Annotated in this window: 11 protein-coding genes; all 11 read left to right on the plus strand. The window is 64.0% G+C overall.

The features are described from left to right. The first annotated feature begins 148 nt into the window (after positions 1-148). The 11 genes from CE_RS06890 to CE_RS06940 all read left to right on the plus strand — a co-directional run bounded on the left by CE_RS06890 (position 149) and on the right by CE_RS06940 (position 13,434). Positions 149-577, plus strand: coding sequence for a hypothetical protein (locus CE_RS06890; protein WP_162096719.1), 429 nt, complete (start codon positions 149-151; stop codon positions 575-577). Between the two features lie 180 nt (positions 578-757). Further along, entirely contained in the window at positions 758-1,726 is a 969-nt protein-coding gene (locus CE_RS06895; protein WP_049783612.1) for a cation diffusion facilitator family transporter, read from the plus strand. Between the two features lie 15 nt (positions 1,727-1,741). Then, positions 1,742-3,553 carry a GmrSD restriction endonuclease domain-containing protein gene (locus CE_RS06900; protein WP_006769339.1) on the plus strand — a complete coding sequence of 604 codons (1,812 nt, stop codon included), beginning with the start codon at positions 1,742-1,744 and terminating at the stop codon, positions 3,551-3,553. 74 nt (positions 3,554-3,627) lie between these two features. Continuing rightward, positions 3,628-5,361: an MBL fold metallo-hydrolase gene (locus CE_RS06905; protein WP_035109505.1), complete on the plus strand. Its 1,734-nt coding sequence runs from the start codon at positions 3,628-3,630 to the stop codon at positions 5,359-5,361. Positions 5,362-5,754: 393 nt separating this feature from the next. After that, positions 5,755-7,347, plus strand: coding sequence for a phosphoglycerate dehydrogenase (gene serA, locus CE_RS06910; protein ID WP_006769342.1), 1,593 nt, complete (start codon positions 5,755-5,757; stop codon positions 7,345-7,347). Positions 7,348-7,574: 227 nt separating this feature from the next. Further along, positions 7,575-8,174 carry a hypothetical protein gene (locus tag CE_RS06915; RefSeq protein WP_231295132.1) on the plus strand — a complete coding sequence of 200 codons (600 nt, stop codon included), beginning with the start codon at positions 7,575-7,577 and terminating at the stop codon, positions 8,172-8,174. 108 nt (positions 8,175-8,282) lie between these two features. Further along, positions 8,283-8,759 carry a pyridoxamine 5'-phosphate oxidase family protein gene (locus CE_RS06920; protein WP_035109507.1) on the plus strand — a complete coding sequence of 159 codons (477 nt, stop codon included), beginning with the start codon at positions 8,283-8,285 and terminating at the stop codon, positions 8,757-8,759. A gap of 89 nt (positions 8,760-8,848) precedes the next feature. Then, positions 8,849-9,787 (plus strand): hypothetical protein, encoded by a 939-nt coding sequence (locus CE_RS06925; protein WP_006769345.1) that lies wholly within the window; start codon positions 8,849-8,851, stop codon positions 9,785-9,787. A gap of 34 nt (positions 9,788-9,821) precedes the next feature. Next, on the plus strand, positions 9,822-10,844 hold the full coding sequence (locus CE_RS06930; RefSeq protein WP_035109511.1) for a 3-isopropylmalate dehydrogenase: 1,023 nt from the start codon (positions 9,822-9,824) through the stop codon (positions 10,842-10,844). A gap of 50 nt (positions 10,845-10,894) precedes the next feature. After that, positions 10,895-12,751, plus strand: a complete 1,857-nt coding sequence (locus CE_RS06935) for a DUF294 nucleotidyltransferase-like domain-containing protein (RefSeq protein ID WP_006769347.1) — start codon at positions 10,895-10,897, stop codon at positions 12,749-12,751. Further along, complete coding sequence (locus CE_RS06940) at positions 12,751-13,434, plus strand: exonuclease domain-containing protein (protein ID WP_006769348.1); 684 nt, start codon at positions 12,751-12,753, stop codon at positions 13,432-13,434. Before CE_RS06935 ends, CE_RS06940 begins: the two co-directional genes overlap by 1 nt. Positions 13,435-13,459: the final 25 nt, after the last annotated feature.

Here is a 13,459-nt window from a genome sequence, read left to right on the forward strand (position 1 = left end):
CCCGCCATGTCCATGGCGGGGATTTGTCGTCTCCAGTGGTCATTTAGGCGATGGATGGTCGAACTCCCCACCTAGCGAAGATGCTATTGACTGTTATGTCTCATCTTGGCACGATGGTGATATGGGAAACAAAACTAGATTCACAGCTGTGGGACTTGCCGCGGCGCTTGCATTCACGGGTTCCCCGGTGGGACATGCGCAATCAAGCGATTTCTCGTCCTTCCTCAACTTCGGATCTTCCGAGGCAAGTCTTGCGGACCGCCTCAAGGATGCATCCGAAAGAAACCATATCAACGGTGGCATTCCGCTCTCGCCGGCTGCCGAGGTTGTTGCGCAGGACTATGCGCAGCGGGCTGCCCGGGGCGAGCTGTCCTTCGATGAGTATGGAACCTGGGTTTCTGATTTCGGTAGCGGCCGGGTGATGGAGGTTTTCCGGATCCGGGAGGCTGATGTGGAGGCCTGGATCGCCCACCTCCTCGCCAGTCCGTCGGAGGATATGGGGTCCTATCGGGTCGGGGTTGCCGCGACCGCCGTGGGTGGGTTCGTTTATCTCGCCGAGTACTACGTTCCGGAGTGACCCGACCGCCTGCCGGTTCTACCACTCAGCTTCGTGTCGGGATCCGGGGTGCTGGGGATGGTCTAACTGGTAATGGTTTCCATTTGCGCAGGTGAGGGGCATATAGGGGAGAGTATGGGAACGGTCACTTAATTTTCAACAGACTTTCAATAAGGTCCGGAGTGTGACAGGGTTAGAGGTATGACAGCGCATGGGCACCCCGGACATCACCCTGAAGTGGACCACGACCACGACGAGCATCACCACCACGATCATGGTGGCCTCAGCGGGCACTCCCACACACCCAATTCACTGAAGGCGCTCGCTGCGGTCCTCATCCTCACCGCTACCGTCTTCTTCGCGGAACTCATCGCCGGACTGGTCTCCGGGTCGCTGGCGCTGCTGGCCGACGCCATGCACATGCTCTCCGACTCCACGGGACTGATCATCGCGCTGGTGGCCATGCTCATCGGCCGCAGGGTGCCCACCGACCGTGCCACCTACGGCTTCAAACGCGTCGAGGTGCTCGCCGCGATGACCAACGCGCTCGTGGTGTCCGCGGTGGCGGTGTGGATCGTGGTGGAGGCGATCATGCGCCTGGGATCCGACACCGAGATCCAGACCGGCCTCATGCTCATCGTCGCGGTCATCGGTTTCCTCACCAACGGTGTCTCCGCCCTGGTGCTCATGCGCCACCAGGACGGCAACATCAACATGCGTGGCGCACTCCTCCATGTGCTCAGTGACATGCTGGGGTCGGTCGCGGTGATCATCGCCGGTCTGATCATCCGCTACACCGGCTGGACACCGGCCGATACCATCGCCTCCATCGCGATCGCCGCGATCATCCTGCCCCGGGCGCTCGGCCTCCTGCGGGATGCCCTCAATATCCTCCTCGAACGGGTGCCGGACGGGGCGGACACCGACGAAGTCGACCGGGTGCTGCGGACCATCCCCGGGGTGGAGGACATCCATGATCTGCACATCTGGAGCATCGACGGCCGGGAGGTCCTGGCCACCTGTCATCTTGTGGTTGATGCCGATTCCGAGCACATCTTCTCCTGCGGGGTGTTGGATCGGGCAGAAGCGGAACTAACCAAACTGGGTATCACCCATTCCACCATCCAGCTGGAGAGCGTCGAGCACAGCGATCATGAGACCGTGTGCTGATATAGAGTGTGAGCCATGGGTTTTTCCACGCCGAGTTACGCGCTCACAGACCTCTTCGCCCGGGTTGACAGGGGGGACCTCCAACTACCGGACTTCCAGCGGAACTACTCCTGGGACGTCGACCGGATCCGCACGCTGATCGTCACCGTTCTGCGTGGTTTCCCCGTCGGTGTGCTCATGGCGCTGGACACCCGCGGGGAGCAGATGCGCTTCCGTCCCCGGCCGCTTGCCGGCGCGCCCGATACCGGGCGGGACCCCGGCCTGCTGCTTCTCGACGGACAACAGCGCCTCACCTCGCTCTACCACTGCCTCCGGGGCGACGGTTACGTCGACACCGTCGATTTCCGCAACAAGCGGGTGCGCCGCAAGTTCTACGTCGATGTGGCCAAGGCGATTGAATCCCCGGTCATGCCGGATGAGGCCGTGTTCGCCGTCGACGAGCACGGTGAGGTCAAATCCCACTTCGGGCCGAAGATCCCCGGCGGTATTCAGGACCTGGAGACGGCGCTGTCGGCCGGATGCGTGCCCATCTCGATGCTGCTTGGCGACGACGGCGCCGCCCTCCTCTTCGACCTGGCTGATCTCGCCGGCAACGGGGCACGGGAGAACGCCAAGAGATTCCACGCTCAGGTGGGCCGGCAGATCGTCACCTATGACATCCCCATGATCAGGCTGGACCGGGAAACCGCGAAGGGGGGAGTGGGGTCCATCTTCGCCCAGGCGAACTCCGCCGGCCTGCAGATGGATGTCTTCGACCTCCTCACCGCCGTGTTCGCCACCGATGAGAACACCGCCACCGAGTTCTCACTCCGTGATGACTGGGCCCGCACCGAACGTCGACTGCGTCAGCACCCGGCTCTCGACGGCGTCGGACGCACCGAGTTCCTCACCGCCGTGTCCCTCCTGGTCACCGCGCGCAAAGGCAAGGCGGTGGGACACCGTGAGAACATCCTCAACCTCACCCGGGAAGACTACATCCCGGCGGCCGAGGAGATCCGCACCGGTTTCGAGGATGCCGCGGACTTCCTCCGTCAACGGTGCATCCTCAGCGGTGATCAGGTGCCGTACACCGCGCAGCTTGTGCCGTTGGCCGTCATACTCACCCTGCTCACGGAAAACGAGTTGGCCAACTCAACCTCCTGGGACCGCCTCAACCGCTGGTTCTGGAGTGGGATCCTCGGTGAGCTCTACGGCTCCCCCGCGGTGATCGCCCGCTCGGGACGCGACACCGACCAGGTCACCGCCTGGATCCGGGGTACCGATAGCGCAGAACCCAAAACCATCCGGGACACGGTCTTCCACGAATCCCGGCTGCTCAGTGCCGGCCCTGACACCGGGGTGTGGAAGGGCATCTTCGCGCTGCTCATGGGCAGGGGGGCCCGGGACTGGCGCACCGGCGAACAATTCGACCAGTGGACCTTCGACGAGCTGGGCTGCGACTTCCACCAGATCTTCCCGGACCGTTGGTGCCGCGACCGTGGCATCGACCCGGTCCTGGCACACAGTGTCCTCAACCGTACCCCGATGGGGGGTCGCACCCAGGTGGTCATCGGGGACACCCCACCGTCGCGTTATCTGCCACGCGTGCAGTCGAAATCGCTCATGAACGATGCGGACTTCGACACCATGCTGGCCACCCACCTGCTGCGCGCGGAGTATCTGCACTCCTCCAATGCCGAGGCATTCTTCGCCGACCGGAGGGAGAAGTTCATGGCCATGGTGGAGGAGGCCATCGGAAAACCCGTGGTGCGTGATGTCGATGACGCAGACCTCACGGGGGGACTCGACGGACCTGATGCTTTTGTGGGTAGTGTAGCCACTCGGTAACTTGGGTTCACCACCTGACATATAAGAGCGAAGCACCACGGAAGGCCATGTACATGGGCAGTAGACTGCGCCGAATGAGGACTCGAACGAGAGCACTGACAGCAGGTACCGCCGCGACGGTACTGGCGTTGGGGCTGGCCTCGTGCGCCAACACCGAGGACAGTGACGGGAACAATGACGCGGCGGGGGAGGCGTCGACAAGCGTGGTCGTTGCCCGGAAGGACGACAACCGGCCGTACCGCGAGGCACGCGCCACCAACGTCAGCCGCGCGGTCTCCGAGGAGTTCCCGGCCGAACCGACCGTGGTCAGCGACCCGGACTACTCCGGTATCGGCGCCAGCCGGATGTTCTTCGACCAGTCTGACACCGCCGTCGTCTCCGGCGCCGGCATCGCCCAGGAACTACGGGCCGCATCGATCGGTGTGGTCTCGCACGCCCCCGTGCTGCACGCGCCGGGCCACAATGACGGGGACATCCTCGACGAGATCGACCGCCTCGGGGCGACCACCGTCCTCATCGTCGGCGATGCCCTGCCCGACCTGGAGGATTCCGGGGATCTCACCGTGATCCGTGACCGGGGTACCGATGAGTCCCTGGCACAGCTGACCGCCCTGCAGTTCGAGCCCCGGACCGTCGATGACATCTCCGGTGTCTCCCGCGCCACCGCGGACCTGGACCCGGCGGAACACACCCTCCTGGTGCCGGCGTGGGAGACCATGCCCGAGACCACCGGGGGCGACGACCTGCCGGCGTTCCCCGCTCAGAGCGCCCGCGACGGCGAGATGGCCCCCATCGTGCTGGCCAGCCCTGAATCCGGGATCTCGTCCGTGGCCACCGCCCGTGCCTACGGTGCCCCCGTGCGCTTCATGGACTACCCGGATCCCCGCCTGAACACCGAACACATGGAGATGGTCGCCGGTCTGTCCGACAAGCCGCTGCTGGCACTGGGTGACCAGTTCGGCACCGGTGAGCAGCTGGCCGCCAAGATCGAACGCGGTGAGACCGTCACCGAGGAACTCCCCGGCGGCGGCGGACTGGTGTTCCCGGGCAGGCGCATGATCGCCTTCTACGGCCACCCCTCCGGCCCGGCACTGGGTGCGATGGGTGAGCAGCCCCCGGCCGAGGCCGCCCAGCGTGCGCTGGACAAAGCTGCGGAATACCAGGCCTTCGAGGATCAGCCGGTCATCCCGGCCTTCGAGATCATCGCCACGGTGGCCTCTGAGTTCCCCGGCCCCGACGGCAACTACGTCAACGAGTCCGACCCCGCTGACCTCGTGCCCTACATCGACGCCATCACGGAGGCCGGCGGGTATGTCGTGCTCGACATCCAGCCCGGACGCTCCACCTTCCTGGAGCTGGCCAAGATCTACGAGGATCTGCTGAAGCGCCCCAATGTGGGCCTGGCACTGGACCCCGAGTGGCGTATCGGGGCGGATGAGCTTCCTATGGCGCGTGTGGGCTCTGTGGAGGCCGCCGAGGTCAATGAGGTCGCCGACTGGCTGGCCAACCTGGTCCGCGAGGAGGAACTGCCGCAGAAGGCCTTCGTCCTGCACCAGTTCCAGCTCCAGATGCTGCGTGACCGCGAGCAGATCAACACCGATCACATTGAGCTCGCCTTCGTCCTGCACGCCGATGGACACGGCACACCGGGGCAGAAGTACGACACCTGGAATGTTCTGCGACAGGATCTCGATCCGGGCTTCTTCATGGCCTGGAAGAACTTCTACGACGAGGATTTCCCGACCTTCACCCCTCAGCAGACCTTCGAGGAGGTCGACCCCCGTCCGTGGTTCGTGTCCTACCAGTAGGACCCTCACCCGGGCGTGGGAGAGCCCGACAAGGGGCCCTGAATAATATTCAGGGCCCCTTGTCGCATTCCGGTGCGGGATGGGGGAGGACCACCGGGACTCTGGAGATCATCTCCCCGGGGCGGGGTTGCGGGCCTGACCTGGTGATTGAGGGAAATGTGCACCCGGTGATGCCGGGGGTGTCCGCCGGGGTGGTGCCGGGCGGGAGCACCACGGGTGGGACAACCCAGCGGGTGTGTCCCGTGTCATGAAAACAACCCGAGGTGTCCCCAGTTGAACGAGTGGGTTTAGAATATCCGTAGTCGCACGCCAAAACCCGGCGTGGACACGTCTGCAGCCGACGCGGTCGTGCCTGCTGCAGGCGGACATTCCTAGTTCTTCCAGGAGTATCTTGTGAGCCAGAATGGCCGTCCGGTTGTACTTATCGCCGACAAGCTAGCGCAGTCCACCGTTGACGCGCTGGGTGACGCAGTTGAGGTCCGTTGGGTTGACGGACCCAACCGCCCCGAACTGCTCGAAGCAGTCAAGGAGGCAGACGCCCTCCTCGTGCGTTCCGCCACCAAGGTGGATGCGGAAGTCATCGCAGCAGCGCCCAACCTGAAGATCGTCGGCCGTGCTGGCGTTGGTCTGGACAACGTCGACATCCCCGCCGCCACCGAGGCCGGCGTCATGGTCGCCAATGCCCCGACCTCCAACATCCACTCCGCCTGTGAGCACGCCGTCTCCCTGCTCCTGTCCACCGCACGCCAGATCCCGGCCGCTGACGCCACCCTGCGTGACGGCGAGTGGAAGCGCTCCTCCTTCAACGGTGTGGAGATCTTCGGCAAGACCGTCGGAATCGTCGGCTTCGGCCACATCGGGCAGCTGTTCGCTCAGCGCCTCGCCGCGTTCGAGACCACCATCATCGCCTACGATCCCTACGCCAACCCGGCACGTGCCGCACAGCTCGGCGTGGAGCTCGTGGAGCTGGAAGAACTGATGGGTCGCTCCGACTTCGTCACCATCCACCTGCCCAAGACCAAGGAGACCGCCGGCATGTTCGACGCCGAGCTCCTGGCCAAGGCCAAGAAGGGCCAGATCATCATCAACGCGGCCCGCGGTGGCCTCGTCGATGAGCAGGCACTGGCGGATGCGATCGAGTCCGGCCACATCCGTGGCGCCGGTTTCGATGTCTACGAGACCGAGCCCTGCACCGACTCCCCGCTGTTCAAGCTGCCCCAGGTTGTTGTCACCCCGCACCTGGGTGCATCCACCGAGGAGGCACAGGACCGCGCCGGCACCGACGTTGCCGATTCCGTGCTCAAGGCACTGGCCGGCGAGTTCGTCGCCGACGCCGTGAACGTCTCCGGTGGCAAGGTCGGCGAGGAGGTCGCCCTGTGGATGGAGCTCGCCCGCAAGCTCGGTCTGCTCGCCGGCAAGCTTGTCGACGGTGCCCCCGTCTCCCTCGAGGTCACCGCCCGCGGTGAGCTCTCCAGCGAGGATGTCAGCGCCCTGGGTCTGTCCGCCGTCCGTGGCCTGTTCTCCGGCATCATCGAGGAGCCTGTCACCTTCGTCAACGCACCGCGCATCGCCGAGGAGCGTGGCGTGAGCGTTGACGTCAAGACCAACTCCGAGTCCGTCACCCACCGCTCCGTCATCGAGGTCAAGGTTGTCACCGGCGAGGGCAACACCGCCTCCGTCGTGGGCGCACTGACCGGCCTGGAGCGCGTTGAGAAGATCACCCGCATCAACGGCCGTGGCCTGGACATGCGCGCAGAGGGACGCAACCTGTTCCTCGAGTACACCGACGCACCGGGTGCCCTGGGCACCGTGGGCACCAAGCTGGGTGCCGCCGGCATCAACATCGAGGCCGCAGCTCTCACCCAGGCAGCTAAGGGCGATGGTGCCGTGCTGATCCTGCGCGTCGAGCGTGAGGTTCCGGAGGAGCTGGTCGAGGAGATCACCGCCGAGCTCAACGCCGATTCCTTCCAGGTCAACCTGGGCTAACAGCTTCCTTCATCAGTAGCTGTATCACGGATAATCCCGCCTTCGGGCGGGATTTTTCCCGTTTCCGGGGTGAGGTGCCTGCCCCCGAAAGCAGGGTCTGTCAGACGGCGAACCACCGGTTTAGCATCAGGGGACGAGTCCGGTTGTTCGTCTAATCACTCCATTTTCCTTCGGCAGCGAAAGGCTGAGTAACGATGAAACTCCATCCCCTAAAGAGCGTGGCCACCGTGACTGCGATTGTCGGGTTGATCTCGATCACGGCACCTGCGGCATTCGCCGCGGAGCTCGGGCTCCAGGGCACCACCTGTTCGGTGACCCTGACGGGCAATGAGCACGCACAGCTGAAACGTAAGCTCGCCGATGTCACTGAAAAGGAACTGAAGGCGGCTCATCCGGAACTCCGACAGCAGCTCGACAGGTATTTCTCCCTGCTCCGGGTGGACACACCGGCTGAGCTGAACGTCCCGGAAATCATCGCGGCGAATTACTCCCTTGTGGCTAAGAAAGGGCATATCCCGCTATTCGGTGAGGTTGTTTCGCTTCCGATGAACGCGGCGTTTGAAACCCATATCCAGCCGGTGTTCTCTCAGGATGCGGCATCACAGGCCCTGGTATCCATCCGCAATTTTCCCGATACCCAGGCGGGTGGGTTGTTACGGACCACATATCCTCAGACGTACAACGCGCTCATGGAGGTCCGTGCGCAGGAGCAGCATCTCTACCAGGCGTGTGTCGATGCAATGCCAGGGGAGTACACCCTGGATTTCGGGAGCCGGGGAAATCCCGGTGAAGGCCTGCTATCGGGTTCCTCCTTCGGAAGTAGCTGAGTCACCTTCTCGGGGTGTTCATGAACGTGGTCCGGGCAATCGGTGATGTCTATGCTGGGCGACACATCGACGCTGGCACCGTGTCACCCCGACTGGAAGGAAGACAACATGTCAAAGGACATCACGAAGGAAGACGTCGTAGCCAAGCTCCGGGATGCAAGCTGGGTCATGATGACCACCGCAACCGCCGACGGCAAGCTGGTGTCCCATCCCATGGTTCCGCAGGAGGTCACCGAGGATGCGGATATCTGGTTCTTCATCTCACTCACAGGCGGCCACGCTGATGCCCTCCGCGCCAGCTCCCAGGTGAACCTATCGGTGGCGGAGGCTGGTTCCTGGTTATCGGTGGCAGCTGACACCGAGTTCGTCCACGATCCGGCGAAGGTCGAGGAACTTTGGAACAAGGACGTCGAGGGCTGGTTCGACGGCAAGGATGACCCGGCGCTCGGGCTGCTCAAGGTGACCTCCGAGTCCGCCCAGTTCTGGGGTCTGCCCGGAGGCAGGATGTCCGCACTGGCACAGATCGTGAAGTCACGTGTGGCCGGCGAGGACACCGGCGGGCAGACCACGACCCTGGAGCTCTAGTCACCGGGGTCACCCCCGGTGTGTTGGTCTGTCCCTGCTGCCCGGTAGCGTGAATCCCGACAAGGATTCGCCTGCGAAAGGACACGCTGATGGTGCAGATCATTCCCCGGGCCGAGGTGACGGCCGAGCGCATTGTTGAGCTGCTCCGCGGCGAGCGGGTGGAGGCTGAACTGTGTGACACCGGTTCCGGCGTCGGGGTCTATATTCCCGCCACCCATTTCGACATTGTCATCCGCACCGGTGACTGGCTGATCGCGAAGGCCACCTGGGTGGGTGCGCTGACCACGGATGACTATATCCGGTGCCTGGTGGCCCTCAACGCGGCCAACAATGCCGGTCCCATGCCGAAGTTCAGCATCGACACCCCACCTGAGCATCCAGCGAGCCTGGTATCCGTGCTCAAGGCCGATGAGGGGCCCCTGGAGGTTTCCGCCTCCCTGGTCTACCCGGTCGGCGACGGGGTCAGCGTCACCCAGCTGAAGTCCTTCCTCGCCGAGGTGCTCAACACCGGTATCCGCCTCACCCGCGAGTTGCATGCCCTGTACCCGGAGCGGTCACCACGACAGCCCGGGGAGAGCTTCCACATCGGGGTGGGGGATGCCTCACCCACCGACCGGGTCACCCCGCAGCGCGTGGAGCAGTGGTTTTCCGGGCAGGGCGTCGACGGGGTGGCGTATGACCCCGACACCCGGTGCATCAGCCTGTCCATGGATGAGATGCCCGTGGACATCGATTTCGAGGATTCCGAGGTGCTCCAGGTCCAGGCCAGCATGCTGCTGCCCGGTAACCCCGATGCGCAGGAGGACATCGATGCCACGGCATTCCTCCACCTGTGCAACCGGGCGAACCTGGATTCCTGGCTGTCCACGATCGCCATGATCAAACAGCATGATCTTCTGGGCATCCTCTCCCATGTCGCAGTCCCCGTTCGTGTAGGTCTCAATGATTCCCAACTGGATCAGGCCCTCAACGGCGGTGTGGTGGGCGCCACTGCACAGATGCGTGCGGTACTCCATCAGCTAAACTAAAAAAGTTCACATGGTGAGAAAGGAATCCCGCAAAATGAAACTTGCTGTTATTGGTGGCGATGGTATCGGCCCTGAGGTCACCGACGAGGCCCTCAAGGTCCTGCGCGCCCTCCGCGCCGACATCGAGACCACCGACCTGGATCTGGGCGCACGCCGTTACCTGCGCAACGGTGAGCTGCTCACCGACGAGGATCTGGCTCTGCTGCGCGAACACGACGCGATCCTGCTCGGAGCCATCGGTGCACCCGGTTCCGTTCCCCCGGGAGTCCTGGAGCGCGGTCTGCTGCTGAAGCTGCGTTTCGCCCTGGACCACCACGTCAACCTGCGTCCCTCCAAGCTCTACGAGGGCGTGGAATCCCCGCTGAAGAACCCGGGCGAGATTGATTTCGTCGTGGTCCGTGAGGGCACCGAGGGTGCCTACACCGGCAACGGTGGTGCCATCCGCGTGGGCACACCCCATGAGACCGCCAACGAGACCTCGGTGAACACCCGTTACGGAGCCGAGCGGGTCATCCGCTACGCCTTTGAACTGGCACAGTCACGTCGCAGGCACCTGACCCTGGTGCACAAGACCAACGTCCTGGTCCACGGCGGTGGCCTCTGGCAGCGCACCGTCGACGAGGTTGCCCGCGAGTACCCGGAGGTGACCGTCGACTACAACCACATCGACGCCGCCACCATCTACCTGGTCACCGACCCCTCCCGCTTCGATGTCATCGTCACCGACAACCTCTTCGGTGACATCCTCACCGATGAGGCCGGTGCCATCTCCGGTGGTATCGGACTGGCCGCCTCCGGCAATATCGACGCCACGGGCACCAACCCGTCGATGTTCGAGCCGGTCCACGGTTCCGCCCCGGACATCATGGGCAAGGGCATCGCCGATCCGACCGCGGCGATCCTGTCTGCGGCCATGATGCTGCGCCACCTCGGTGACGAGGCTAACGCCGTGCGCATCGAGGAGGCCGTCGCCCGCGATGTGGCCGGCCGCGACCCCGAGGCCCCGATCTCCACAACCGAGGTCGGAGACCGCATCGCAGCTGCTGTGGTGGCTTAAACAGCGGAAAACCACCACCCAGGGTCGGTTGTTTCTCTAAGGTGAAAACCATGTCGGTTGAACTAGAGGAGATCCGCGATTTCATCGCCGGTTTCGAACCCTTTATCCGCCTCCCCAAGAAGGAACTGGATGCCCTGCCCTCCAAGATGATCATGGAGTATTTCCGACGGGGGGATGTGATCATCCAGCATGGTCAGTCCAACAATTACCTGCGGGTGATCCGGTCGGGGGCGGTGGATGTGCTGGATGAGGACGGCACCCTGTTGGACCGGCGGGAGGCGGGTAGGTCCTTCGGCTATTCCACGATGGCCAAGGACCCCGTCTCCCGCTACACCATGGTGGCGGTGGAGGACAGCCTGGTGTTGAGCATCCCCCGCGATTATGTCCTCGCCCTGGCGGAACGAAACCCGGAGATGGCCCGGTACTACTCCAGCTGGTCCAAACGCATCAGGGTCGCCGCCGAGCAGTTGCGCAATGAATCCAGCTCCAAGGTGTTGCGCACCCGCCTGGGGGAGTTCAAGATCAACAACCCCATCTCGGTGGGCCCGGGGACCAGTATCCGGGAGGCCGCCCAGACCATGGAGCGGTATGCCGTGTCCTCGCTGCTCATCCAGACCGACGGGGAGCTCATCGGTATCGCCACCGACCGCGATATGCGCGGGCGCGTGGTGGCGGCTGCGCTGGATATCACGCAGCCGGTCTCCACCATCATGACCTCCAACCCCCGCACCGCCACCTCGCAGGATCTTGCCTTCGAGGCCATGCTGCTCATGGCTGAACTGCGCATCCACCATCTGCCGATCGTGGATGAGGGACGGATCTCCGGCATCGTCACCGCCGCGGACATCATGCGTCTACTGCGTCATGATCCCATCTACCTCACCGCGGATCTGTCGCGGAAGAACACGGTGGAGGAGCTGTCCAACACCTACCAGTCGGCCTCCGAGGTGGCGGCGCGTTTCATCGACCGTGGTGCCTCCGCGGAGGAGGTCAGCAGCCTGCTCACGGTGGCGGCGGATTCCCTGGCACGCCGCCTGCTTGTGCTCGGGGAGGAGAAGTTCGGGAAGCCCCCGGTACCGTATGCCTTCGTCGTGGTCGGCTCCCAGGGACGCAAGGAGATGGGTCTGGCCTCCGATCAGGACAACTGCCTGTTGCTAGATGATTCCTACGATGAACGTGAACACGGTGATTATTTCGCCGCGCTGACCGATTTCGTCTGCCGCGGGCTGGACCGCGCGGGGCAGGTGCTGTGCCCGGGTGACATGATGGCCTCCAACCCGGAATGGCGTAAAACCGCCTCGGAGTGGGTGGACACCTTCCACAACTGGATCCAGGCCCCGGAACCCGATGCACTGCTCAACGCGCAGATCTTCTTCGATTTCCGGGCCATCCACGGTGAGATCGAGATGGCCCAGCAGGTGCACCGGTCCGCGGTGAACATGGCCCGCGGTGCCCGTCGGTTCCACGCGCACCTGGCCGCCCTGGCTGCGCGGCGCTTCCCCCCGGTGGGTTTCTTCCGTGGCTTCGTGGTGGAACGGTCGGGGGAGTACGGCGCGACCCTGGATGTGAAGAAGGGCGGGACCGCCGGGATCGTGCAGATGGCACGACTGTATGCGCTGGCCACGGGCAGTGATGCCATCGGCACCCGGGAGCGTCTCGAGGCCGCCGCGGGCCATGGTCAGGTGTCCACGAAGGGCGCACAGGACCTGCTTGATGCCTTTGAATTCCTGGGCAGCATCGCCTTCCGGCACCAGGCACATCTGATCAAGGTGGGGGAGAAGCCCAACTACCACATCGACCCGAAGAACCTCGGGCGTCTGGACCGCGACCATCTGCGTGATGCCTTCACCATCATCAAGGACATGCAGACCGCACTGGCCACCAAGTACCCCGTGAGGAACATCTGATGTTCAGCGCACTCTTTGGGGGCCGGGGTCGATCCGGGCGCACGGCGCGGTCCCGGCGTGCCACGGGTGCCCTGAAGGAATTCTATGAGGTGCCCGCGCCACAACCGTCGACAAGCCTGGATGAGTTGCCCCTGCTGGCGGTTGACGTGGAGACTACCGGACTCAAACCGGACGAGCACCAGATCGTCTCGATCGGGTGGGTGCCCGTCACCGGGCGCGTCATCGAGCTCGGGGGCGCGGGGTACCGGGTGATCCGGGGTACCGAGGGGTTCACCGTGGGGTCCTCGGCGGTGATCCACCGGCTCACCGATGATGAACTGGCCGCCGGCGTGGACCTGGAGGACGCACTCGTCGAACTGCTCGCTGCGCTCAAGGGGCGGGTTCTGCTCGCGCACTTCGCCCCCATGGAGCAGAATTTCCTCTCGGCGGCGTGCCTGAAGTACTTTGATGCACCTCTGCAGCTGCCGGTGGTGGACACCTTCGCCATTGAACGTCGCCATATGGAGAAGATGTCCACCTATCCCCGGGGGGAGGATCTCCGTCTGGCGCGGGTGCGGACCCGGTACGGCCTGCCGCAGTACTCCAACCATCAGGCGCTCACCGACGCACTGGCCTGCGCCGAGTTGTACCTGGCTCAGATCCGGGAGGTCAACGCCAGTGCCTTGAAGGAGATCGCCGAATAGGTTCCGGATGTGGCCTCGACCACTA

Source organism: Corynebacterium efficiens YS-314 (assembly GCF_000011305.1).
Taxonomy (GTDB): domain Bacteria; phylum Actinomycetota; class Actinomycetes; order Mycobacteriales; family Mycobacteriaceae; genus Corynebacterium; species Corynebacterium efficiens.

Bases quoted from the DNA above. Each gene is read 5' to 3' on its own strand.
- CE_RS06940 (WP_006769348.1), top strand. From the start codon at position 12,751: ATGTTCAGCGCACTCTTTGGGGGCCGGGGTCGATCCGGGCGCACGGCG.
- CE_RS06900 (WP_006769339.1), top strand. From the start codon at position 1,742: ATGGGTTTTTCCACGCCGAGTTACGCGCTCACAGACCTCTTCGCCCGG.
- CE_RS06895 (WP_049783612.1), top strand. From the start codon at position 758: ATGACAGCGCATGGGCACCCCGGACATCACCCTGAAGTGGACCACGAC.
- CE_RS06930 (WP_035109511.1), top strand. From the start codon at position 9,822: ATGAAACTTGCTGTTATTGGTGGCGATGGTATCGGCCCTGAGGTCACC.
- CE_RS06935 (WP_006769347.1), top strand. From the start codon at position 10,895: ATGTCGGTTGAACTAGAGGAGATCCGCGATTTCATCGCCGGTTTCGAA.
- CE_RS06905 (WP_035109505.1), top strand. From the start codon at position 3,628: ATGAGGACTCGAACGAGAGCACTGACAGCAGGTACCGCCGCGACGGTA.
- CE_RS06925 (WP_006769345.1), top strand. From the start codon at position 8,849: ATGGTGCAGATCATTCCCCGGGCCGAGGTGACGGCCGAGCGCATTGTT.
- CE_RS06920 (WP_035109507.1), top strand. From the start codon at position 8,283: ATGTCAAAGGACATCACGAAGGAAGACGTCGTAGCCAAGCTCCGGGAT.